Origin of the sequence: Bartonella vinsonii subsp. arupensis OK-94-513, from assembly GCF_000278235.1 — a bacterium.
GTDB classification, from domain to species: domain Bacteria; phylum Pseudomonadota; class Alphaproteobacteria; order Rhizobiales; family Rhizobiaceae; genus Bartonella; species Bartonella arupensis.
In genome coordinates this window covers 265,745-290,606 of the sequence record NZ_JH725038.1, presented here as the reverse complement: position 1 = coordinate 290,606, position 24,862 = coordinate 265,745, and the positions used below count along the sequence as shown (strand labels likewise).

The following is a 24,862-nucleotide window of genomic DNA, read 5'->3' as shown; positions in this document are numbered from 1 at the left end:
TACTTTTATTTTTTATTATATAGTCATTCGGTCTATTTTAATATATAAGGTAATACTTTAAAAATATATACAATGGCGAACAGTACAATTGTACAGTTTTTCACTTTTTTCAAGCAACGAAGCTATCACTATTGGATACATAAATTCCTCACAAACACATCATAAAACTTGAAGGATAATGTTACCTGATCTATTGTAGAGACAGATTATTAGAGAAAATAAAATGTTAAATCAAACACCGCTCTCAATATCATATGAAGAACTCTTAAACTTTTATAAAGAAAGTGGTGCAGATGCTGTCCTCACAGATTCACCTATTAACCGCTTCAATCAAACTGTTTCCTTAGAGAAAAAATCAACACAAGCAGTAAATATTTCTCATAATCAACAAACAGCACCAACCACCAAAGTACCCAAGCATTCACTGTCTAACCTTGCGACAATACAAAGTGAATCTTCAGCTATAGAGAGTGCCAAAAGTGCGAAAACACTTGATGAATTAAAAGCTGCTCTTCTCGCGTTTAATGGCTGTTCATTAAAATTAACAGCGAAAAATACCTGTTTTTCAGATGGAACAGCTGGAAGTCCACTCATGCTCATAGGAGAAGCTCCAGGACGAGAAGAGGATATACAGGGCATTCCTTTTGTGGGAAAAGCGGGAATGTTACTTAATAAGATCCTCGAATCCATTGGCTTAACAAGAAAAAGTGTTTACATCGCCAACACTATTCCTTGGCGCCCTCCAGGAAATCGTACACCAACACCAAGAGAAGTTGCCTTATGCCGCCCCTTTATTGAACGACAAATTTATTTAGCTCGTCCACGTGTTCTTATAGCGCTGGGAGGAGTTGCTATGCAGTTTCTTACGGGGGCTCAAAATGGAATTATACGGACACGAGGCAAATGGTTTACCTATGAAAGCGAAAACAATATAAAAATACCTGTTATGCCAACCTTTCATCCCGCTTACCTTCTCCGAACACCGAGTCAAAAGAAGCTTACATGGATAGATTTTTTAGAAGTCAAAAACCGCTTAGACAGTCTTTTGTAATGCCTTCATCCCACCTTATCACAAAAGATAAAGACTCTTACAATCCGTAATTCTTTAAAAATATTAATAGGAAAAAATGATGCAACAATCAGCTGTCCCCATTTATCGTTTAGAAGACTATCAAGAAACGCCTTATACTATACCAAAAACGTACCTTCACTTTCGTTTAGCACCAACAAAAACCTCTGTTTCAGCAATATTGTCTATTGAACCTCGTCACAATACAAAAGAAACAACACCTCTTGTGCTTGCTGGTGATGATCTTACATTAGTCTCTATTGCTCTCAATGGTCAAAAATTATCTGAAAATGCTTATAAAGTTACTCCTTCACATTTAGAAATTATAGCTCCACCAACGGATCCTTTTACATTACAATTGGTCACGGAACTGAATCCTGAAAGCAACAGTCAACTCATGGGGCTTTATCTTTCAAATGGTGTTTATTGTACACAATGCGAAGCAGAGGGTTTTCGTCGTATTACTTATTTTTACGATCGCCCAGATATTCTTTCTACCTATACGGTAAAAGTTGAAGCGGATTCTCAAACAATTCCTATCTTACTTTCCAATGGTAATCTCATCGAGTCAGGAGCGCTTGAAAATAATCGCCATTTTGCTACTTGGGAAGATCCTTATCCAAAACCATCCTATCTCTTCGCTTTAGTTGGTGGTAATCTTGATAAGCTAGAAGATCATTTTACCACTGTATCTGGTCGACAGGTCAAACTTGGCATCTATGTGGAAAAAGGAAAAACCAAACGTGCAACCTATGCAATGGATGCCCTTAAACGTTCTATGCGTTGGGACGAACAATGTTTCGGTCGTGAATATGACCTTGATGTTTTCAATATTGTTGCTGTTTCTGACTTTAATATAGGGGCAATGGAAAACAAAGGACTTAACATCTTTAATGACAAATATGTTCTTGCAGATCCTGAAACAGCTACCGATCAGGATTATAGAAATATCGAACGTATAATTGCTCATGAATATTTTCACAATTGGACCGGTAATCGTATTACTTGCCGTGATTGGTTTCAACTCTGTTTAAAAGAAGGCTTAACTGTTTACCGTGATCAAGAATTTTCCTCAGATCAAAATGTACGTAGCTTACAGCGAATTGAAAATATAAAAACATTGAAAGCTGCGCAATTTACTGAGGATTCTGGTCCGCTTGCTCATCCTGTACGTCCTCGTCAATATAGCCAAATCAATAACTTTTATACCGCAACCGTTTATGAAAAAGGTGCAGAGGTCGTTCGCATGGTGCGTACTGTTTTAGGTCCCACTCTCTTTCGTAAAGGGATGGATCTTTATTTTCAACGCCATGATGGACAAGCTTGTACAATTGAAGATTTTATCACCTGTTTTGCTGAAGTCTCCGGTCGAGACTTCTCCCAGTTCATGCTGTGGTATGAACAAGCAGGCACACCCAATGTAGAAATCAGCCACCACTATAGCGATGGTGTTCTAACAATTCATGCAAAGCAACATATTCCTGAAACACCGCAACAAACTACAAAAAAGCCTATGCTTATCCCTATCGTTTTTGGACTCCTAGGGCGTAATGGGGAATCTCTTACTTATGAAACTGATGCGGATATTCAGTCAGATGTTATGCTTTTGTCTGAGGAAAACCAAACCTTCATATTAAAGGGACTAAGCGAACAACCTATTTTATCACTGCTTAGAGACTTCTCTGCACCTATTATTCTACAAACTCCCTTCAATGAAAACGAACTCATTTTTCTTGCACAAAATGATAGCAATCAAATTAATCGTTGGCAGTCATTTAACCATTTAATAACACAATCTCTGATTGAAGCCATTCAAGATAAAAGACAAGAAAAAGGGGAGATGCCCTCTACTTTGCTCAAAGTGATTGAAAATATTCTGAACGATGAAAGCCTCGAACCAGAATTTCGCGCATTTTGTTTAACTTTCCCCAGTGAAATTGAACTTGCCCATATAATCGGTAAAAATGTTGATCCAGAACGTATACACCATGTGCGCAATCAGTTTTTAGCTTCACTCGCACATACACATCAAGAGCTTTTCACAAAAGTTTATACGCAAATGCAAATCAATGAACCCTATTCACCAAATACTGCACAAGCTGGAAAACGAGCATTACGCAATATCATGCTAGACTATCTCTCCATCGCCGAAGCCAAACCAAACCGTGCTGCCACACAATATGCAATAGCGGATAATATGACGGATCGCATGGCTAGTATAACCATTTTAGTGCGACGCTTCACCGAAAGTGAGCAAGCGCAAAATGCCTTAAATGATTTTGAAAGCCGTTATCGACATGATCCTTTAGTCATGGATAAATGGTTTTCTATTCAAGCAATAGTGGCTGGAGCATCAACACTGGATCATGTTCAAAAACTCATGCAACATCCGCTTTTTTCAAAAGATAATCCCAATCGTGTACGAGCCTTGATTGGTGTCTTTGCCTCTCACAACCCAACAGGTTTTCATAGAATTGATGGCGCATCCTATCATTTTCTCTGCCAAATTATTTTGGACATTGACAAAAAAAATCCGCAGCTTGCTTCACGGTTATTAACAATGATGCGCTCTTGGCGACAATTAGAACCCATTCGGCAACAAAAATTTGAAACTGCATTAAAAACAATTGCAGAAGCTCCGCAATTGTCAAGCGATGTGGCTGAGATTATCAATCGTCTTCTCGCTTAAAATGAAAAACATTTATAACCACTAGTTTATGATATTTTTATCAAATAAATTCAATGCTCTACGAGATAATAAGAAACCTATAAGCAGGCAGTTTTAACCTGTTTATAGGTCCTATTAAGATTCCTTTTCATTTCCATACTTCACACTTATCAAAGTAAAAGTCTCTTTTCTAAAAAAAAGACTGGACAGAAGACTCCTGTTTTGATTCACTGCACTTTATGGAGTTACTTAAATATCGAAGCAGTTTTTAAAATGTATTATTCCATCATTAAAGGAACTAGAAATGGCTAAATTGGACGCATATAACGCGCCAACGGAGACATATGCTGATTCAAAATCGAGCGCACAAAATCATAAAGCGCAAAAAGAGCGTCTCAATTCTTTTTCTAATTCAGTCTATCAAAAACTCCTTTTTATTGAACCTTGGCTGCGACGTTCACTGCCATTTGTAATTCTTGTATTTCTTGTTGTACTGTCAGCAATTCGTTTCATATCAATCTATGATTGGCGCCATACGATTGATAAAAACACACATTCTACCCTCACTCTTTTAGCTTCTCATATTACAAATACAATTGATCGTGATTTACTTGCTGCTACGCAAAAAGGCAAAGTGGTTACTCTTTCTCATAATCATTTGCAAAATATTCTTACCAATTTTCGCAATCAAGACCTTATTAATTCCAGCACTATCATTGCCATAGTTGATCAACAAGGCATTGTCCTAGCTTCATCAAGCTCCGAGATTATTTTAGGAAAACCTTTACAGGATTTTACTTCTGAAAGCATTGCTTTACAATCTCTAGGGAAACACGCTGGAATTATGAAAATCACAATAGGTAACGATATTCCCGCACTCGCTTCTTTTCAACAAACAGAAAATGGACATTATGGTGTCTTCATCAGCGAAAAAACGCAACATATCTACACAGAATGGCGCAAGATTTTCTCGTTAAATATGACCCTGTTCATAGGAACAAGCGGCATTATTTTAGCTCTCCTCTACGCTTATTACAATCAAATTATAAGAGCACGCAATACAGATTTAATTTCAGAAAAAACTCAAAACCGCATTGATATGGCAATGATGCGTGGGCGCTGTGGTCTATGGGATTGGAATATGGCAAGCGGGAGAGTTTACTGGTCACGGGCAATTTATGAAATGCTCGGTTATGTGCCCCAAGATGCACTGCTGTCAATTTCCCAAATTACCGCCATTATCAATCCAAATGATGCTAATTTTTTTGATCTTGCTCAAGAATTAATGAGTGGTAAGAAAAAACATATCGATATTAATGTCCCCATGCGTCATGCCGATGGTCATTATATATGGATGCGTATTCGTGCTGAAATTACTGATGAAGAAGAACCCCATTTGGTTGGCATTGCCTTTGATATTAGTGAACAGCGCCAACTCGCAGAAGAAACAGCACAAGCCGACCTTCGTATCCGCGATGCAATTGAAAATATTTCGGAATCTTTTGTATTATGGGATTCTGAAGGACGTTTAGTCATGTCCAACAGCAAGTTTTGCGAATATGCAGCTATTCCTAAACAGGTTTTACAATCAGGAATCCAACGTGCAACTGTCGAAGCCATGGCTCGCCCTGCACTCAGTGAATACCCTCTCAAAGATGATGGTAGTGGTAACTTAACGAGTATTCGCCAAACTGCAGACGGTTATTGGCTTAAAATTAATGAACGACGCACTCAAGACGGAGGACTTGTTTGCATTGGTACAGATATTTCTGAACTTAAACAACAACAAGAAAAGTTTGAAGATAGTGAAAGGCGCCTTTTTTCTTTCATTCAAGAACTCAAACGTGCGCGAGGAAATGCGCAACAACGTGCAACAGAAGTTGAAAAACTTAATAGAAGTCTGAAAGCTGAAAAAGAGCGCGCTGAGAGTGCTAACAAAGCTAAATCAGAATTTTTAGCCAATATGTCTCATGAATTGCGCACTCCTCTTAATGCCATTCTCGGCTTTTCAGATATTATGTTGCAATCCACCTTTGGACCTCTTGGCTCGCAACGCTATAAAGAATATATGCGTGATATTTACAATTCAGGAACCCATCTCCTAACCCTTATTAACGATATCCTTGATATGTCAAAAATTGAAGCTGGAAGATTTACTCTTGATTGTAAAAATATCGATCTTGAGCCTATCATCAGTGAGGCGGCTCGAACACTTACACCACAGGCTCAAGAAAAAAATATTTCTGTTACAACAAATATTGCCCCAGAATTGCATGCAGAAGTTGATGTTCGTGCCATGAAACAAATCTTTCTTAACCTCATCTCTAATGCTGTTAAGTTCACACCTGCTGGTGGGAGTATTGATATATGCGCTTTTAAGAAAAAAAATAACCTTATTTGTAGAATTAAAGATACAGGTGTTGGCATTCCCCAATCAGCAATCAAAAAACTCGGACAACCTTTTGAACAAGTTGAAAATCAACTCACCAAGACCCATACGGGTTCAGGTCTTGGGTTAGCCATTTCGCGCTCATTGCTAGAATTACACAAAGGAAAACTTGAAATTATTTCTAAAGAAATGAAAGGTACAACTGTAACCATTACAATGCCAATCAAACAAAGTTAAATTTTTCTTTTTTTCCCGTTGTAGCAAAATCTGTTTTCGCCAAACACCCCAACGATATCCAGAGATAAAACCATCCTTGCGCACAACACGATGGCAAGGAATAATTAATGCCAATTCATTCCGTGCACATGCATTCGCGACTGCACGAAAAGCATTGGGCATACCAATACGTTGCGCTAATACTTCATATGAAATCGTTTCACCACATGGCACTTCACATAATACCGTCCATACTTTTTGTTGAAAAACAGTGCCATTTATATCTAAGGAAAAATCATATTTCCTTGCCAACTTAGGTGTTTCTATCATAGTTACAATATGTGCAACTTCTCTCTTAAACTTATTGTCATCATCCACGTGTTTTACATTACCAAAACGATCTGTAAATTCCTGTAATAATTGTTCTGTAGTATTTCCCAACGCTATATTACAAATACCTTTTTGAGACTTTGCTACCAAAAGCCCTCCTATTGAAACATTTTTTAGGCAAAATATTTTTGGGGAGGAAATCTTCAGCATTTTTACTCTCTTTATATTTTAAAAATTTTGAACACTATCAAGAAAGAATTTTTTTAATTACACTCTCATAAAATAAGGAAAAATCTTAAATCTCTCTTTCTTAGCTATTATTAAAAATTACACTTAAATCATTTTATAAAACCATGAAGAGAATGATAAGAATCTAAATTATCTTTTATACTTAAATCCTAATAACTTTAACAAAGACAAACAATGATGCATTCTAAGATGCACAATTTTATTAGATTAGAGCAAACTCATTTTCTCCTAAAGATACTCTAAATAAAATAACCGCTCTCTTAAAAGAGGATGTTCTATAACTCTGAAAAAACAAGAGCCCCATTTAAAAATGGGACTCTTTTAAAATTCAATGTTGCAATAAATTAAAATTTATATGCGACACCAACACGAAAATCATTCGTTTTGTAGCTCATTTCAATTTTGTCTTGTGCGAATTTTTTCTTACCATAATCTGAATAACGATATTCTGCACGCACAATAACATTATCGGTCATTGCAAAATCAACACCACCTCCAAGGGTATAACCAATCATTGTCTTTTTTTCATCATGCACCAAAGCAGAAAGATTTACTGCCCTCTCTGTTGTATCGGCTGGCATTGCAAAAATATTTCGAAGCTGCGTATAAACAACTCCTCCCGCAACATAAGGCATCATACGATCAATAACAAAACCCACTCGTGCCCTTGTAGCACCAGCCCATTTTTGTTTTAAAGTATATTGCACCGTTACAGGAGGTGCCGTGACAACATCACCTCTTTGCTCTGCAGACCGACTTGTCGCTGCTACTACTTTTTCACTGTGACTTTCTTGCGGTGGCTCAACATCTGTTGAACTGATACTTTTCGTATTCTTTTTATCAGACCAAATCACATCTGTATCAATACCTATGATAAAGCCATTGTCGATATCAACATTGGAACCCGCATAGATACCCCCTACAAAGCCAGAAAGTTTAGGCAAAAGATCCTTTCTCACTGGAATCAATTTTCCTGTATCGTCATCTCCTACATAACTCAAAGTAGTCTTACTGGAAAAATTGCCAAGTTGACCTCCAATGTAAAACCCTGTCCATGAAAATGCTGGAACTGCAATAACAGGTGTTGACTGTTCAGGGACGATAATATCCGCTGCTTGTACTGCAGAAACTAAAGTTAAAGAAAAAATAGAAGTTGTGATTAAGTATTTTATAGTCATAATGCTCCCCTAAAAGCTAATGTGACACAATAATGACTAAATTATTCATATTTTTTTCAAAAAATCTGTAGCAAAAATGATACAGTTATAAAAAAATTAAATATATATTATAAAAACTCAAACAAAATTAAAGAACTATGTTATACTTTTTGAAAGTATTTTGCCTACATTATCTTGTTGTAATCTTTTATTTGCTATATATTTTTTATCACTTCAAAAATACAGACACAGGCGTAATATAAACTTCTAAAGAGTAAATAAAGCTCACTAATCTAGTGAAGAAAACGTCTTATCCCACTTTATTCACTGTATTTCTTTTACGTTTTTGTTAAAAAATAACCTACAGCCTCTATGAGATTTTTCCTAAATTTAAAGATAAGGCCATTTCTTCTGTAAAACCTTTGAATTTATGAAGATGCCTTTTGATATGCATCTCTCTTAAAGAGGCAATATCACTGTTATACACTAACTAAGAAAAAAATTACAAAAAGTATCATCCACTAAAAGGTACAAAAAGCTTATTCGAATTTTCTGTATGACTAATAAACAAATAGAATGAACAGTTTTAGCACAAAAATCCATACCAACCAGCATGAGAAAAAAACATAAATAGCTTTGTCCATCTATCCAACAAAACTCATATTTAAATAAAAAATAAGTATATAAAATAGTAATAATAATGCGTTTTACAAATAAAATTTATTATTTAATAACTGCATATTAAATTATTTTTTATTTTTATTATAATCATATATAATGTAAAATTACAAAAATTACATTGAATACTTCATTATATGTTTAAAAATTGAACACACCGATTGCCCAGTTTCCTCAATTAATTTTTCAACACGAAGTAAATCGGGCTCCCCAACACTTTTTAACAAAAGATCGCTTAATCCAGGTGGCATCTCATGAGAATCGAGAGAAGTATTTAAACAGAGCCGTATAATTTGGCTTAAATTTGTATAGAGGCTATATGCATGATGCAAATCAGAAACAAATGCCTGGTTAAGAAAACTGTTCGGTAACTGTACTAAAATATCCGCTGTCGTTGCTCCAATTTGAAATACAATCATATGCGTAATAAGAGCAAATTGAGCTATAAACTCCAAATCCATAATACCACCAGGCATCGTTTTTAAATCCCAACGATTCTTTGGCGGTTTTTCTTTTTCAATCAAAGTGCGCATTTCACATATTGCTTTTGCTACATCCTTCTTATTACGAGGAAAAGAAATAATTGCATGAACTTCATTTTCTAACTTTTGTAAAAAATCAGAATCCCCTGCAATACCCCGTGCCCGTGTTAAAGCGAGATGTTCCCATATCCATGCTTCTTGGCGATAATATTTCTTAAAAAATTGAAACGAAACCGCAACAGGTCCCTTATTGCCTAATGGCCGCAATCTTAAATCAACGGCATAAAGAACTCCTTGGCTTGTAAGAGTAGATAAAGCAGCAACCAAACGCTGCGTCAAACGCGTATAATATTGAGAGATATAGAGAGGCTTTTCTCCATCAGATATTTCCGCATCCTCATCATGTTCATAAAGCAAAATAAGATCAACATCCGAACCAGCAGTTAACTCACGACTTCCAAGCTTTCCCATACCTAGTATGCCAACACGTCCTCCTTTAATATTGCCATGAAGACGACAAAATTCCTTTTGAACCGCAGAAAAAGTTTTTGCAATCATAAGATCAGCAAGTGCAGTAAATGCAAAGCCTGCTCTTTCTCCTGTAATTGCACCATTTAAAATTCGAATACCAATCAAAAAGCGTTGTTCATCAGCAAAAATCCTTAAATTGTCAAGAATTTCTTCGTAAGAAGTTACACCTTCAAGAAAACATTCAAGCCGTTTTTCTAGGTAAGTTTTCGTTGGCAATTCTGAAAAAATGCTTGGATCTAACATTCCATCAAAAACATGTGGTTTACGTGTAATAATTTCCGCAAGTCGTGGAGCCGCTCCCATGATAAGCACCAACATATCCAAAAGAGAGGGATTAGATTGCAATAAACTAAAAAGCTGAATTCCTGAAGGTAACCCCTGTAAAAAACTATCAAAACACAACATCGCTTCATCAGCCCGTTTTGTCGCGCCAAAAGCCTTCAAAAGTGCTGGTGTCAATTCTGTTAATCTCTCACGTGCCTCTGCAGATTGCGTTGCCTTATAACGCCCACAATGGAGTGTACGCATAATACGACAAATATCACTTGCTCTTTCAAAACCTAAATGACTTAATGTTATTAATGTCTCTGGATCATCTTGTTCACCTGTAAAAACTAAATTGCCAATTTCTAAACCAAGTTCTTGCTCATTCTCAAACAGCGCAGCATAATGTTTTTCAACAATCTGAAGCGTTTTTAATAAATCACGAATAAAGTCGCTCGTTTCTTGATAACCCATCAAATAAGCAACACTGGTAAACTGAGAAATATCATCGGGGAGAAGATGCGTTTGTTCATCTGCAAGCATCTGAATACGATGTTCTACATTTCGTAAAAAAGCATAACTTTTTACAAGACTATCTTTCGTTTTCTCACTGATCCAACCAAGCGTGTGAAGTTCTGCTAACATTGCAACTGTTTGACGTCCACGTAATTGAGGAAAGCGCCCACCAGCAATGAGCTGTTGTGTCTGGACAAAAAACTCAATCTCGCGAATTCCACCTCGGCCTAATTTCACATTATGTCCATAAGCAGCAATTTGACCATAATTTTTATACGCATGAATTTGACGTTTGATGGAATGGATATCAGCAATAGCAGCATAATCTAAATATTTCCTCCACACATAAGGAAAAAGCTCTTTGAGAAAATTAAAGCCCGCTTTCTTATCGCCAGCAACGGGGCGTGCTTTAATCATAGCTGCTCGCTCCCAATTTTGACCACGCCCCTCATAATAACGCAATGCAGTCCTTACTGGTAGAGCCAAAGGCGTTGAACTGGGATCCGGTCGAAGCCGAAAATCAAGACGAAAAACATATCCCTCCGCTGTACGTTCTTGAATGATACGGATCAAGCGGCGTACCATCTTAGAGAATACATCGACACTTTCAGAAAGATTACCAATATGAGGTGACGTTTCATCAATGAAAACAATAAGATCAATATCAGAAGAATAATTAAGTTCTCCTGCCCCCAATTTTCCCATTCCTAAAATGATTAAACCACAGTCTTTTTCAGGATCATCACGACTTGACAAACTTATCTTACCATGATCATGAGCCTCTCTTAAAAGAAAACGGAGAGCTACACCTAATGCGGCTTCTCCCAAACGTGTTAACCAAGCGCATGAAATTTCATAAGTAAAAACACCACTCAAATCAGCTAAAGCAATGAGAACATGTGCTTCTTGTTTTTTTCGCCTTAAAGCAGCCATCAACGAAGCTTCCTGTATAGCTTCATTCTTATCAAGAGCTGCAATATCATCTATAATTTCGCTCAGTCTTGTTTCTATATCAACATTCAATAAAGAGCTGAGATACGATGGATTAGCGATTAAAGCCTCACGCAAAAAAGGAGATAAGGTCATAACCGCACTTATAAACTCAATTTGCTTTTCCCTCTTTGAAATAAAGGAAACCAGAGATTCTAACTTTTCTTTCCTTGCTTGTTCTTCAAGGTCTTTCAGCCTTTGAGAACCACTCTCATCAAGAGGGCATAAAGGGAGAAATCGTGTTTTTAAAAAAGCATCTTTCATCTATATTTCCTTGAAAGGTATTTTACCTTTTTTCTCTTGCATTATACTGCAAGAAAAAACAGTTATAGATATTAAAATAATGAAACAGAAATACTTTTAAGGAAATAATAAAATAGCCCTAAGACCTGGATTCGCATTTTCAAGTAAAAGCTCACCACCATGAAGTTTCATAACAGCTTTTGCTATACTTAAACCAATACCAAAACCGGGCTGTGTACGACTTTCTTCAAGGCGAACAAAGCGTTCTGTTACTTTTTCACGCTTATCCGCTGCAATTCCTGGACCATCATCGCTCACAACAACCAATAAATGTTCATCACGATATTCCATCGATAAGCAAACCTTCGCCTCTCTTCCATCTTTAGAGGCATATTTAATTGCATTATCTATAAGGTTAAAAATTGATTGCGCAACAAGCTCACGATTCAACTTAAGTTCTTTATCAAATGTATCCCCCAACCAAAGAAAAACACCTGATTCTTCAGCAAAAGGCTCATAAAGTTCAACGGCATCTTCAAGGATCAGCTTCATATTCATAACCTCAAGATGCTCAATTGTACTGCTCGCTTCAATGCGTGAAATCATTAAAATAGCATTAAAAGTACGAATAAGTTGATCAGATTCAGTAATGACTCCATCAAGCACTTGACGATATTCAAGCTTTGTCTTTTGCCCCGAAAGCGCTTCTTCAGCACGATTTCTAAGGCGTGTCAGCGGTGTTTTCAGATCATGTGCAATATTGTCAGATACTTGACGCAAACCAATATTTAATTCTTCAATGCGATCTAACATAACATTAAGATTAGCGGACAATCGATCAAACTCATCCCCTACCCCAGAAACAGGCAAACGCTCACTGAAATCACCTTCCATCAAGCGTTGAGATGCAGCTGTAACATGATCAATCCTTTGCAAAGCCCGTCTACCAACAAAAAACCATATGAGTAAAGCCCCTCCAAGCATTGCTGCAAGAGCAATCATGACCGCCTTACGAATAACCACCGCGAAACGTTCTGGTTCATCCAAATCTCGCCCTATAAGAACCTTCATAGCATTGGGCAAATCAAAAACTATTGCCAAAGCACGATGTTCACTGGTTTTGCCATGTTCTCCAAAACGTGAATACAAAAAAGAATTTGCAATAAAACCATTATGATTCAAAAGCCCTAATTCAATATGCGCAACATTACCTGCTAAAATCCTCCCCATAGGATCAGCAACAAGATAAAGAAAAGCCCCTGGTTGTCGTGAACGATAATCAATAGTGCGTATTAATAAAGGAAGCCCACCATAATTATAAGCATCTTCGATATACCTTAATTCTTCATGGAGAGCTTGCTCCGTTTGCTCAGTTAACAACGAAGCAGAAAACGCCGTCATGTAAATAGAAAGCCCCGTTGCAACTAACCCAAACAACAAAATATAAAGTGCTGAGAGCCTTAACGCCGTTGTACGCATTATATTGATGAGACGATTCATCTTTTGTTATCTGGTGCTTTCAACATATATCCAGCTCCACGTACGGTATGGAGAAGTGGGAGATCAAAATCTTTTTCAATTTTTGCTCTTAAACGGGATATATGGACATCAATGACATTTGTTTGCGGATCAAAATGGTAATCCCAAACATTTTCCAAAAGCATAGTGCGTGTAACAACCTGACCAGCATATCGCATCAAATATTCAAGTAAACGAAATTCTCTGGGTTGCAATATAATATTTCTATCACCCCGTTTCACTGTATGTGCTAACCGATCAAGTTCAAGATTGCCTACGCAATAAACAGTTTCTGCCTCTTTAGGATTTTTCCGCCGCTGCAATACTTCAACGCGCGCAAGAAGCTCAGAAAAAGCATAAGGTTTTGTCAGATAGTCATCGCCTCCTGCACGCAAACCCATCACACGATCATTCACTTGCCCTAAAGCTGAAAGAATGAGAACTGGTGTTTTATTGCCTTTAGCACGTAATTCAGAAATAATAGAAAGGCCATCACGATGCAAAAGCATCCGATCAACAACCATAACGTCGTAACTTTCCGTATCAGCTAAGGCATATCCAGTATCTCCATCATACGCAACATCCACTGAATGCCCTGCCTCCGAAAAAGCTTTCTCGAGATAACGACCCGTCTCACGATCATCTTCAATAACGAGTATTTTCATAAAACGTATCTCCGTTATTTTATCAAATCGTGTTGTAGGACAGAGATCTACAAAACCTCTGCCCTACCACAAACGAAATGTTATTTCTTGAAAATTGGAAGAGCAACAAAACGATTTTGACCATTTGTTCTCACTTGTAAGAGTATAGCTTTTCGTCCTAGCTTTTGAGCATTCTTGATTGTATCGGTAATATCAGAAACCTTTTTAACAGACTTATTATTCACTGTTATAATCACATCACCGGGGCGTATACCTTTATCTGCAGCATCTGAATCTGAATCTACATCCGTTACGACCAATCCTACATCATCATCAGAAGGAGCAACAATCAAACCATAATCTTCTAATGTTTCATCTGCATCATTGCGCTTATTTGAATATTTTGAACCCTCTTTCTTTCCTTCATCCTCAGGCATTGAAGCAAGTTTAACTTTTATATTTTCCTCCTTACCAGATCTCCAAACCCCCAACGTTACTGTTTCACCTGGTCTAATATTTGCTATACGCTTCGCCAAATCACGAGCATCATTAATTTTTTCACCATTCACTGAAATAATGACATCCCCTGCTTTTATACCAGCCTTTTCTGCAGGCCCTTTTAATGGATCAGTGACTAAAGCACCTTTGTCCTCTTTCAAACCTATCGAATCAGAAATCTCCTTCGTTACAGGCTGAATCTGAACCCCCAGCCAACCACGCTGAACAGAACCTTTTTCTATAAGTTGCTGCACAACCTGTTTCACTGTCGCTGCGGGAATAGCAAAAGCAATTCCAACATTTCCTCCAGAAGGAGAAAAAATTGCTGTATTAACTCCAACAACCTTTCCATTCAGATCAAAAGTTGGTCCACCAGAGTTTCCTCTATTAACAGCGGCATCAATCTGAATAAAATCATCATAAACACCAGTACCAATATCACGTCCACGCGCCGAAACAATACCAGCTGTTACAGTGCCACCAAGGCCAAACGGATTACCGATAGCAACAACCCAATCACCAACGCGAAGCTTTGAATCATCACCAAAATCAACATATGAAAATTTTCTTTTGTCATTTACTTTCAAAACTGCAAGGTCCGTTCGTTGATCTGATCCAATGAGCTTAGCATTCAATTCTGTACCATCATCAAGAACAACAGAATAACTGGTGCCGTCAGAAATCACATGTTTATTGGTTACAATATAACCATCAGACGAAATAAAAAAGCCCGAACCAAAAGCTATAGGACGAAGTCTGTGTGAATGTGATGGAAACTTATTTTTAGGTTTATCCAAATCATAAAACTCTTTAAAAAATCTTTTCAAAGGATGTTGATCTGGTAATTGGTCAAACCCTGGACCGCTAAAAAAATTGCTAAAGGACCACTCGTCTTTCTTTTTATTGCTCTTTACTTGCACTGAAACAACCGCAGGTTTTACTTGAGAGACAATATCTGCAAATCCCGGCTGTTGCATGAATGAAGTAAATACAGAATTGGCATGAGCCGCTGTCGTCCACAAGCTTGATCCACATCCACTAAAAAACAGTGAACTTTCCAACGCAGCAGAAAAACTTACTGCGATTAATGTTTTAAAGAAAGTTTTTTTAACCATTTGGTATACACTCCTATTCAATCATATTTTTATCTAGATTGCGATCACTTATAAAACAACAGACCTTACCGTTTTCTGTCTAAAATATTAAAGTTTTGTAAGGTTTAGGGTCATAACAACACATCATCACCCATAAAGCTGAATTATCAATTTAAATAACTTGAATTTTTCTTTACAAAACACCTCTTTCCACACAACGATATTTTCGACTGTTTTTCTTCATCTCCATTCAAAATCATTATTTTTTGTGTTTTTGCAGTATCTTATCCTAAAAAATATGGTGCTTGCACCAATAATGAAAATGACCAAAGGCGACAACCATAAAAACCAAGTTGTTTTATTAAATGGTGGTTTCAAGAGAATAAACGCACCATATCGTTCAACAAGAAAATCAATAACTTGCTGATTAGTATGTCCCATTTTCAATCTTTCTCGAATTAAAAATCGTAGATCACGTGCCAGAGAACTTTCTGAATCATCAATGGATTGATTTTGGCAAACTGGACAACGCAAATGTGACGAGATATCTCGCGCACGCGATTCAAGAACTGTATCCTCTAAAATCTCGTCCGGCTCTACTGCTATCACCAACCGCAAAGGAAAAATGACAATTAAAAAAAATGAAATCCAAAGCAATAGGTTTTTCATCTTAATGTTTTTCCAGAAAATTTAAAGCATTCTCTCCTGTTATGCGCTCTCATACGGTACCAATACCCCAAAAGAGAAAGACACCCCCCCATAGCCATCATGAATGCCCCTAACCAAACACATATTACGTAAGGCTTCCACCATATATGTAAAACAAGCCCCTGATCATCTATACGTCCCGGCACAATATATAATTGGGATAAGCCATAATTTTGAATACCAACTTCTGTTGTTGACGTATTTTGACTTGAATAAAATCGTTTTGATGCTGTTACCCTACGCACAGCGCTTTTATTTTCATATACTGTAAAATGAAAATCCATTGTAGAATAATTCGGACCATTGCCATTGCGTACTTCATCCAAACGCAAGGTTTTACCAGCTATCGTGACCCTATCTCCTATGTGCGTAGTGAGAATACGCTCTTGCCCAAAAGTCGCAACACAGACAATACCAAACAATGTAACACCTAATCCCATATGCGCTATTGCTGCACCAAAAACGGACCATGGTAATCCCATAAATCTTTTAACACGCATCAACAAAGCTATCTTGCGGTGTCCACTCTTTTCCCAAAGATCTGCTAAACTGCCTAAAAAAACAAAAACTGAAAGTCCAATTCCTAAAGCAGAAAAAATATCACGAAAAGATGCAGCATAAAATGTTATAAAACAGGCTACACAAACTAACGCAAAAACAAACCACAACCTTTCAAAAACTGCAAAAATATCACCACGTTTCCACGCCATCATTGATCCAAATGGAACAAACAACAACAATAACATCATTAAAGGTCCACAGGTAAGATTAAAAAAAGGAGCACCTACGGAAATTTTCTGTCCAGTGAATACCTCAATAAAATAAGGGTAGAGTGTACCAACCAATACTGTTGCTGTTATTGTTGTAAGTAACAAATTATTTAAAATAATAAAGCCTTCACGTGAAATTGGCTGGAATAATCGCCCTGTTTGCAAAACAGGTACGCGCAAAGCAAACAGAAAAAAAGCCCCTCCCATGAAGAAAGATAAAAGTACAAGGATTGCCCATCCCCGTGCTGGATCAACAGCAAAACTATGAACCGACATTAAAAGGCCGGAACGCACAAGAAAAGTCCCCATCAGAGAAAGAGAAAAAGTCAGAAGAGCTAAAAATAAAGTCCAGCTTTTCAATGTATCCCGCTTTTCAAGAACTATGGTAGAGTGCAAAAGAGCTGTTCCTGAAAGCCATGGCATAAATGAAACATTTTCGACTGGATCCCAAAACCAATAACCACCCCATCCTAACTCATAATAAGCCCAATAGGACCCAACCATGATACCAAGTGTCAAAAAAATCCAAGAAAGGAGAACCCAAGGGCGAACCCAATGTGCCCAAATTTTATCGACATGTCCTGTAATTAAGGCAGCTATTGCAAAAGAAAAACAAATTGAAAAACCAACATAGCCTAAATAAAGAAGCGGTGGATGAATTGCTAGGGCTATATCCTGTAAAAGAGGATTGAGATCATTCCCCTGTAATGCCGGTGGATGAACACGTAAAAATGGATTGGATAAAAAAAGAATAAATAAAAGAAAAGCGCTTGTAATCCAACTTTGGCAAATTAAAATAAGTGCCTTAAACTGTTCTGGCAAATGTTGGCTAAACAATGCCATCAATGTACTAAAAAAAGCAAGACTTAAAACCCATAACAACATCGACCCTTCATGGTTTCCCCAGACACCCGTAATTTTATACAATATTGGTTTTTCTGAATGACTATTCTCAACAACATTTAAAACAGAAAAATCAGATACTAAGTAGGCATGAACAATAATAAAAAAAGATAAAAGCAATAATGTAAAAGTAATATATGTGAGTGGAACAACCATTTGCATCAATGAACGCTCCCCCCATAAAATACCAAAAACTGGTAAAAATGCTTGCAATAAACTCACTGCAAAAGCTGCTGATAAAAAAATATGGCCCAGTTCAACAAGCACAATCGAATTATCTCTCCATACTGTGACGTTTGTTCAAGTAATGAGCTGTTTCTTTAGACATATAAGTCTCATCATGTTTTGCTAAAATACGGGTACCTATAAAAAAACCCTGCTTATTGAAATAACCTTCTACAACAACCCCCTGACCTTCACGAAAAAGATCCGGTAAGATTCCATCAAAAATCACTTTTTCATGTTTTACGTTATCCGTTACGAAAAAAACAACGCCCATCTCTCCAACATATTGAACAGTCCCCTTTTCAACAAAACCACCCAAACGCAAAGAGCGCCCCGTTAGCATATCCTCTCTTGTAATTTCAGATGGTGTTCGAAAAAAACTTACCTTATTACGCATTGCATAGATAAGAAGACTTGCTGCAATCGCTATCACAAAACAACATAATAAAATCATCAGCAATCGCTTTTTTTTTCGTTGCTTTAAAATAGCTCTCAATGAAGGAGAATTATGAAACAATTGACTGTTCATAGACACTCTACGAGAATTTTGTTTATAAACACGTTATAAGAGCTTCGCACATCTTATCTATGCGTGCAACTTTTTAGTCCAATTCAACATTATCTTCCCATTCCTGAAGAACTTCTCAATGCCTTTTATTTCTTTATAAAATAGTTGCTTTTGCTAGAAACTCTACCTTAGCACATTCCTTAATCATTTTTTCGCATCCTTCATTCCTTGGTTTTAGTCTTTTAAATTCTTCGTCACGTATCTTAAACTACCTTAACTACTACTTTACTTACTCTTCTGGATTTTTATATTTCTTCTGATTTAATAGTCTAAACTTTCTATAACTATTACTTTTTTAATATTTAATTTTGTAAATTACGTAACTGAGCTATCATGGCTTCAACACGCAATCGTCCTAAAAAATCTTCAGGCATAGTATCAAGAAAATTTTGTAAAAACCGCACTGCCTGCGCAGACTTACCTGCTTGATGAAACGCTTCAGCTAATAATAAACGAGGATAAAAATCTTTTGGCGCTAAATCCGCTGCTTTTTGAAAAGCATCTTGTGCTTCTTGTGTCATGATTCCACCCTCATAACCAACCAATGCCAACCCATACCCAACAAGCCTTGGAGCGGATTCTCCATTCAAGCGAAGCGCATCTAAATAAATATTGACAGCATCCTGAAAATAACCTTCCTCTAGATATCCTACTGCTAATGCATCTGCGAGCTTGCCATCATGAGGAGCACGAAAAAAAAGCACTTGTAAACGAACAAGTTGTTCATGCTTACTAAGTACCTTTGGATCCTTATCCATTAATTCACTAAAAAAATAACTTTTAACTTCTGGATTACCTGTCAAACTGTAAACACTCCATGTTATACAAAGAACAAATAAAATACTAAGAGCGTTTAAAATATGTCTTTTCTTATAATGCATGCAAGCCTCGTTAGAATTAAACGAATACATACGGCTATAATTATCAATAGATTAATCTTCTTGCTCTTTTTTCTCCATAATTAAAATTAGTAAAAGAAAAAGAACATTCTCCGGAAAATTGTGAAAGAATATTGCCAAAAATGCTCGTATCATTTTGCTACCAATACGAAAAAAACAGGATAACTAATCTATCCCCCCTTATGCACAAAAATTCTGATTTAAAACGATAGAAACCCATTTTCTTGTGGAAAGCACATAAAACTTTATTGTTCATTCTTCTACTTATCAAAAACGCAAAAACAAATCTTTATTTCTATCTTTTAATTATAAACAGATATTCCTGAAAATTCTAAAATTACCTACATACACTGCTTATATTCACGCTGCATATTTAAAAACTTCAATATATAATTTCAGTTAAAGAGAAAATACTTTATGCTCGGCTTTAGGTAATAAAACTTTTGCATATAATCCTCCTAGGTCAGAGCGCGATAAAAAAAGACTTCCGCCATATTCATTGACCATATCTGAAACAATCGCTAACCCTAAACCTGTCCCTGGCTTACTTTCATCAAACCGGCGCCCCCTTTTTAATGCCTCATCAATTTTGTCTTCTGTTAAACCAGAGCCATCATCCTCTACGAGAATACTAAAAGATTCTGTTTCTTTAACATTTTCTTCTAAATGACAGGAGATGAGAACTTTTGTGCGCGACCACTGAGCAGCATTCTCAATCAAATTCCCTACAATTTCTTCTAGATCTTCCTTTTCACCAGAAAAAATAATATCATCAACATCCATAACAAATTGAAACTGCTTTTCGGGATTAAGTTTTTTCATAACTCGTACCAAACGATCAATCACTGTGCGAACAGATGTCTGATAGACAATACTATTACACTGTGCTGCAATTCGGGCACGCTGAAGATAATGATTTATTTGAGCTTGCATTATTTGCATTTGCTCTCTCAACACAAAAGCCTGTTCTCCACACATCTTATCAACCTCATTTATAGTCACTGAGAGAGGTGTTTTCAACGAATGAGCAAGATTACCAACCTGTGTACGAAATCGTTCAATAATACGCTGATTATTCTTGATGAGTGCATTCATTTCTTGTGCTAGTGGCATAACTTCGCTTACTAAATCCGTATTCACATAATCACTTCTGCCTTCGCGAATATCATTCAATGCTCGTTGGATAAGCTTCAACGGTTGAAAACTAAATAAAACAATAGCAATGTTGATAAGAACACTCCCTATACCAAAACTCCAAAGAAAAATTTGTAAAGTTCGCTTAAATCCTTGTACTTGTGCATGTGCTTCATCAATATTCCCAATAAGGCGAAAACGCGCAATATGATTTTGATTATCCAGAACAACGTCACTCTCAATGACTTGTAACTTCTGTCCATTATTGCCCTTTATTCGATAAGAACGAAAAAATTTACTATCAAAAGGTATATCGACATCACTCGGTGCAAATATTTTCCCTGTTCCCAGTGATGGAGATGTCAATCTTCCTTTTAGATTATGTGATAGAGCAACAACTTCCCAATACCATCCCGTTTTTGGATCAGAATAACGAATATCATCAATCCCAACATTTCCTTCCAAATTCCCCTCAGGCGAGACCGTTACTGTCGCAATAAGACTATAAAGTTGAGTAGAAAGGATACGCTCTAGGTTTTGTTCACTTGAACGCTGATAAAATAAAATACTGACTGCAGAAATCGATGAAAGCGAAATAACTACCCATAATGTTGATAAGATCATAACGCGTAAGCTGAGAGATCTACTAACGAAAAAAAATAGCCTCCTAAACCAGTTTTTATTTTTTAAAACATTCATTGATCACCTAGCGTTTTCACGCGATAACCCATTCCTCGAATAGTCTCAATCAAATCTACTCCAAGTTTTTTACGTAACCTTCCTACAAAAACTTCTACCGTATTCGAATCCCTGTCAAAATCTTGATCATAAAGATGTTCAGTAAGCTCTGTTCTTGAAACCACTCTATCACAATGATGCATGAGATATGAAAGAAGCCTGAATTCATAGGATGTCAATTTAATCAATTGATCATTAACAAAAACACGAGAAGTTTTAGTATCCAACAAAACACTCCCACAGCATAATGTGCTTGTCGCATGCCCCGTAGCTCGACGAATTAATGCACGTAACCGCGCCATCACTTCCTCTAAATGAAATGGCTTAACAACATAATCATCAGCACCTGCATCAATACCATGCACCTTATCAGACCAACGATCTCGCGCTGTAAGCATTAAAACAGGCATCGAGTATCCTTCTTGACGCCATTTTTCAACAATATGAATTCCATCTCTATGTGGCAAACCGATATCGAGAATCACAGCATCATAAGACTCTGTAATTCCTAAAAAATAAGCCTCTTCACCATCAAAAGCACTATCGGAAACATACCCTGCGTTTCTTACAGCTTCTGCTAATTGATGATTGAGATTCCGGTCATCTTCAACAATTAAAATACGCATCACAACATATGCCAAGTTCTAATCAGCAGGAACAGCAACCTCAACACGACGTAACTTTTCCCCCTCATGAGCAGGCACTATGAACACAACCACACACATATCTCTTCCCTCCTTAACAACAGGTGTTGAACGCACCAAAACCCCACTTTTTTGGGCAGCAATCCCCCTCCCAATTTCAATACACTCAGAAGCTAGAACAGAAGCCGCATCTAGAAAAACCAATACCATTGCAAAAAAGAATTTTCTCATCATAGATATTTTATACTCTATTCTATCTGAATATAAAATGAATAATGTTTTTTTGAGTTATTCCAAAACCACACATATAAAAACTAACTTTCTCTCTGTGTAATAATATAATGAAGAGATACATTTCTAAAAGTTAATAACTTTAAAAATATTTTTTAAAGAAGAATACAATTATGAGAAAATAAAAAAATATATAAGCATAGAAGATGAATATAAAATTTTGAAAACTAACTTATCGTAAGCCTAAATAAAAATCTTTCTCTGTTATAACTATAGCAAAAATGTCCTTTTACTCTATATAATCATTATAGATTTATTTGGTTGCATCATTTTGTTACGGGCTCTCTTTCAATGTTTAACTTTTTTAAAAAAAAGAAAGCACAACACAATAAACCCTTCCACAGTCCTGCCCTTATTGAAATAGATGCACTTTTCGACACGGCACTTTATCATATCCGCTCTGCTAATAATTTTTTCTGGCGTAAAATCAAAATTATCTCACAATATTTTCATATTCGAGGATGGAAACGCTTTATAGTAGAAATACTTGACGAAACACTCACATTAGGAGTGATTGGTTTTACGTTTTTCACCATTGTTGGAATATCGGTTTTCGAATTGACAAAAAAAGATTGGCATTCTTTCAAAAAATTTTCCATTCTTTTTCTAGATCGATATGGAAATCCCATCGGTCACCGTGGTACATTACCAGCTGTTTCTGTCCCTGTTGAAGAAATGCCCGATTATGTTATTAAAGCGGTTCTTGCAACAGAGGACAGGCGTTTTTTTGATCACTGGGGGATTGATTTACAGGGTCTTACACGAGCAATCTCACAAAACATGCAAGCTAAAAGTGTAGTTCAAGGTGGTTCAACCCTTACACAACAATTGGCTAAAAATTTATTTTTAACAAATGAACGAACAATAACACGCAAAATCAAAGAAGCTTATCTTGCCCTTTGGTTAGAAGCAAACTTCAGCAAAAAACAGATTTTACAACTCTATCTTGACCGAGCCTATATGGGTGGAAACAATTTTGGTATGGCAGCTGCTGCAAAATTTTATTTTGGCAAAAACATACGCAATCTCTCTCTTAGTGAATCTGCTATGTTAGCAGGACTCTTCAAAGCACCAACAAAATACGCTCCTCATAGTCATCTTTTTGCCGCCCAAACACGTGCCAATGTAGTACTCTCTAATCTTGTTAACAGCGGGTTCATGACAGAGAGCCAAGTTATTAACGCTCATCGTCATCCCGCCAAGCCTGTTACAAAAATAAAAAATACGCAACCTGATTATTTTCTTGATTGGGTCTTTGATGAAGTCAAAAAAATGCATGATCAACTCCCCAGCCATAATTTGATCATTCAAACCACTCTTGATCCTTATATTCAAAAAGCAGCAGAAGAAGCAATCGCCTATCATTTACATCAATATGGTCAACAATATCGTGCAACACAAGCCGCCACTGTCATACTTGACAATAATGGAGCTGTTTGTGCAATGGTTGGAGGACTAGATTATAGCAAAAGTCAATTTAACAGAGCAACACAAGGCGGCCGGCAACCTGGTTCTTCATTTAAACCTTATGTTTACGCAGCCGCAATGGAGCATGGACTGTCCCCCTCAACAATAGTCTTAGATGCCCCCATCAATTGGGGAGGTTGGACACCTAAAAATAATTCTGGTCATTATCTTGGTAAAATCGACTTAGCCACTGCTTTAGCCTTTTCCATCAATACAGTCCCTGTCTATCTTACCTATCAATATCTTAACCGCGATACCCAACCCATTATCAATCTCATCAAAAGTATGGGTATTCATGCGCATATTTTATCACACAAAACAATGGTTCTGGGCACATCCAATATGACTCCCATGGATCAAGCAACTGGTTTTAATGTCTTTGCTAATGGAGGCATGGCTGGAAATCGCCACGGTTTTACGCAAATAAGAACAACAGATGGACAGATCGTGTGGGACTTCGAACATAACGGTCATAAACCATATCGGGTTCTCAGTGAACAATCAGCAGCTTATATGAACCAAATGATGGTTGGTGTCACCACACGCGGATCCGGGAAACGTGCTGCTCTCCCCATGACTCTTGTTGCTGGAAAAACTGGAACATCACAATCCTATCGTGATGCGTGGTTTGTTGGCTTTACTGGTAATTACACTGGAGCTGTATGGATGGGCAATGATAATTTTTCACCGATGAATCGTGCTTTTGGTGGTGGTGTCCCTGCTATGATATGGCATAGCATCATGCTCCATGCTCACCAAAATATCATGCTCAAACAACTCTATGGTGTTAAAGATTCTCTCCTCCCTTATCAACCACAAACAACTCCCTCCCAAAAGGATTCCGATCTTGTACCTCAAATACCCTACACACTCTCTCCTGAAACATTGAATATTGTGCGTCTGATTAACAAGGATCTGAAAAAACCATCTCCAATCTCTTTAAAGCTGAAAACTATGGGAGCTTTAACACATTGAATTC

At 37.0% G+C, this 24,862-nt stretch carries 17 protein-coding genes; 4 read left to right on the top strand and 13 right to left on the bottom strand.

Going from position 1 to position 24,862, the window contains the following annotated elements:
• The first annotated feature begins 223 nt into the window (after positions 1-223).
• The 3 genes from ME1_RS06375 (at position 224) to ME1_RS06365 (ending at position 6,363) form a co-directional block, all read left to right on the top strand.
• Positions 224-1,051: a uracil-DNA glycosylase gene (locus tag ME1_RS06375; protein ID WP_004864725.1), complete on the top strand. Its 828-nt coding sequence runs from the start codon at positions 224-226 to the stop codon at positions 1,049-1,051.
• 79 nt (positions 1,052-1,130) lie between these two features.
• The gene (pepN, locus tag ME1_RS06370) at positions 1,131-3,758 is read left to right on the top strand and encodes an aminopeptidase N (RefSeq protein ID WP_004864723.1); all 2,628 of its coding nucleotides are present in this window, start codon (positions 1,131-1,133) and stop codon (positions 3,756-3,758) included.
• 283 nt (positions 3,759-4,041) lie between these two features.
• Positions 4,042-6,363, top strand: a complete 2,322-nt coding sequence (locus tag ME1_RS06365) for a sensor histidine kinase (protein WP_004864721.1) — start codon at positions 4,042-4,044, stop codon at positions 6,361-6,363.
• Here the strand turns inward: ME1_RS06365 and ME1_RS06360 are convergent.
• The 13 genes from ME1_RS06360 to ME1_RS06300 all read right to left on the bottom strand — a co-directional run bounded on the left by ME1_RS06360 (position 6,280) and on the right by ME1_RS06300 (position 22,359).
• Positions 6,280-6,882, bottom strand: a complete 603-nt coding sequence (locus tag ME1_RS06360) for a methylated-DNA--[protein]-cysteine S-methyltransferase (RefSeq protein WP_004864719.1) — start codon at positions 6,880-6,882, stop codon at positions 6,280-6,282. The two genes, ME1_RS06365 and ME1_RS06360, sit on opposite strands and share 84 nt — an antisense overlap.
• Before the next feature lie 383 nt (positions 6,883-7,265).
• Entirely contained in the window at positions 7,266-8,099 is an 834-nt protein-coding gene (locus tag ME1_RS06355) for an outer membrane protein (RefSeq protein ID WP_004864717.1), read from the bottom strand.
• A gap of 773 nt (positions 8,100-8,872) precedes the next feature.
• Positions 8,873-11,803: a bifunctional [glutamine synthetase] adenylyltransferase/[glutamine synthetase]-adenylyl-L-tyrosine phosphorylase gene (locus tag ME1_RS06350; protein ID WP_004864716.1), complete on the bottom strand. Its 2,931-nt coding sequence runs from the start codon at positions 11,801-11,803 to the stop codon at positions 8,873-8,875.
• A 96-nt stretch (positions 11,804-11,899) separates the two neighbouring features.
• Positions 11,900-13,282 (bottom strand): sensor histidine kinase, encoded by a 1,383-nt coding sequence (locus tag ME1_RS06345; protein ID WP_004864714.1) that lies wholly within the window; start codon positions 13,280-13,282, stop codon positions 11,900-11,902.
• Positions 13,279-13,965, bottom strand: coding sequence for a response regulator transcription factor (locus ME1_RS06340; protein ID WP_004864712.1), 687 nt, complete (start codon positions 13,963-13,965; stop codon positions 13,279-13,281). The genes ME1_RS06345 and ME1_RS06340 overlap by 4 nt, the downstream gene beginning before the upstream one ends.
• An 80-nt stretch (positions 13,966-14,045) precedes the next feature.
• Positions 14,046-15,557 (bottom strand): Do family serine endopeptidase, encoded by a 1,512-nt coding sequence (locus tag ME1_RS06335; RefSeq protein ID WP_004864710.1) that lies wholly within the window; start codon positions 15,555-15,557, stop codon positions 14,046-14,048.
• A gap of 219 nt (positions 15,558-15,776) precedes the next feature.
• Positions 15,777-16,205 carry a cytochrome c-type biogenesis protein gene (locus ME1_RS06330; RefSeq protein ID WP_004864708.1) on the bottom strand — a complete coding sequence of 143 codons (429 nt, stop codon included), beginning with the start codon at positions 16,203-16,205 and terminating at the stop codon, positions 15,777-15,779.
• The gene (locus ME1_RS06325; protein ID WP_004864706.1) at positions 16,202-18,184 is read right to left on the bottom strand and encodes a heme lyase CcmF/NrfE family subunit; all 1,983 of its coding nucleotides are present in this window, start codon (positions 18,182-18,184) and stop codon (positions 16,202-16,204) included. The genes ME1_RS06330 and ME1_RS06325 overlap by 4 nt, the downstream gene beginning before the upstream one ends.
• 7 nt (positions 18,185-18,191) lie before the next feature.
• Entirely contained in the window at positions 18,192-18,671 is a 480-nt protein-coding gene (ccmE, locus tag ME1_RS06320) for a cytochrome c maturation protein CcmE (protein ID WP_004864704.1), read from the bottom strand.
• Positions 18,672-19,012: 341 nt separating this feature from the next.
• The gene (locus ME1_RS06315; protein ID WP_245256276.1) at positions 19,013-19,513 is read right to left on the bottom strand and encodes a tetratricopeptide repeat protein; all 501 of its coding nucleotides are present in this window, start codon (positions 19,511-19,513) and stop codon (positions 19,013-19,015) included.
• 495 nt (positions 19,514-20,008) lie between these two features.
• Positions 20,009-21,442: an ATP-binding protein gene (locus tag ME1_RS06310; RefSeq protein ID WP_004864700.1), complete on the bottom strand. Its 1,434-nt coding sequence runs from the start codon at positions 21,440-21,442 to the stop codon at positions 20,009-20,011.
• Positions 21,439-22,107, bottom strand: coding sequence for a response regulator transcription factor (locus ME1_RS06305; protein ID WP_004864699.1), 669 nt, complete (start codon positions 22,105-22,107; stop codon positions 21,439-21,441). The genes ME1_RS06310 and ME1_RS06305 overlap by 4 nt, the downstream gene beginning before the upstream one ends.
• Positions 22,108-22,125: 18 nt before the next feature.
• The gene (locus ME1_RS06300; protein WP_004864697.1) at positions 22,126-22,359 is read right to left on the bottom strand and encodes a hypothetical protein; all 234 of its coding nucleotides are present in this window, start codon (positions 22,357-22,359) and stop codon (positions 22,126-22,128) included.
• Positions 22,360-22,707: 348 nt separating this feature from the next.
• Here ME1_RS06300 and ME1_RS06295 point away from each other — a divergent pair, with 348 nt between their 5' ends.
• The gene (locus tag ME1_RS06295; RefSeq protein ID WP_004864696.1) at positions 22,708-24,858 is read left to right on the top strand and encodes a transglycosylase domain-containing protein; all 2,151 of its coding nucleotides are present in this window, start codon (positions 22,708-22,710) and stop codon (positions 24,856-24,858) included.
• Positions 24,859-24,862 lie beyond the last annotated feature (4 nt).

Bases quoted from the DNA above. Each gene is read 5' to 3' on its own strand.
- ME1_RS06375 (WP_004864725.1), top strand. From the start codon at position 224: ATGTTAAATCAAACACCGCTCTCAATATCATATGAAGAACTCTTAAAC.
- pepN (WP_004864723.1), top strand. From the start codon at position 1,131: ATGCAACAATCAGCTGTCCCCATTTATCGTTTAGAAGACTATCAAGAA.
- ME1_RS06365 (WP_004864721.1), top strand. From the start codon at position 4,042: ATGGCTAAATTGGACGCATATAACGCGCCAACGGAGACATATGCTGAT.
- ME1_RS06360 (WP_004864719.1), bottom strand. From the start codon at position 6,882: ATGCTGAAGATTTCCTCCCCAAAAATATTTTGCCTAAAAAATGTTTCA.
- ME1_RS06355 (WP_004864717.1), bottom strand. From the start codon at position 8,099: ATGACTATAAAATACTTAATCACAACTTCTATTTTTTCTTTAACTTTA.
- ME1_RS06350 (WP_004864716.1), bottom strand. From the start codon at position 11,803: ATGAAAGATGCTTTTTTAAAAACACGATTTCTCCCTTTATGCCCTCTT.
- ME1_RS06345 (WP_004864714.1), bottom strand. From the start codon at position 13,282: ATGAATCGTCTCATCAATATAATGCGTACAACGGCGTTAAGGCTCTCA.
- ME1_RS06340 (WP_004864712.1), bottom strand. From the start codon at position 13,965: ATGAAAATACTCGTTATTGAAGATGATCGTGAGACGGGTCGTTATCTC.
- ME1_RS06335 (WP_004864710.1), bottom strand. From the start codon at position 15,557: ATGGTTAAAAAAACTTTCTTTAAAACATTAATCGCAGTAAGTTTTTCT.
- ME1_RS06330 (WP_004864708.1), bottom strand. From the start codon at position 16,205: ATGAAAAACCTATTGCTTTGGATTTCATTTTTTTTAATTGTCATTTTT.
- ccmE (WP_004864704.1), bottom strand. From the start codon at position 18,671: ATGAACAGTCAATTGTTTCATAATTCTCCTTCATTGAGAGCTATTTTA.
- ME1_RS06310 (WP_004864700.1), bottom strand. From the start codon at position 21,442: ATGAATGTTTTAAAAAATAAAAACTGGTTTAGGAGGCTATTTTTTTTC.
- ME1_RS06305 (WP_004864699.1), bottom strand. From the start codon at position 22,107: ATGCGTATTTTAATTGTTGAAGATGACCGGAATCTCAATCATCAATTA.
- ME1_RS06300 (WP_004864697.1), bottom strand. From the start codon at position 22,359: ATGATGAGAAAATTCTTTTTTGCAATGGTATTGGTTTTTCTAGATGCG.
- ME1_RS06295 (WP_004864696.1), top strand. From the start codon at position 22,708: ATGTTTAACTTTTTTAAAAAAAAGAAAGCACAACACAATAAACCCTTC.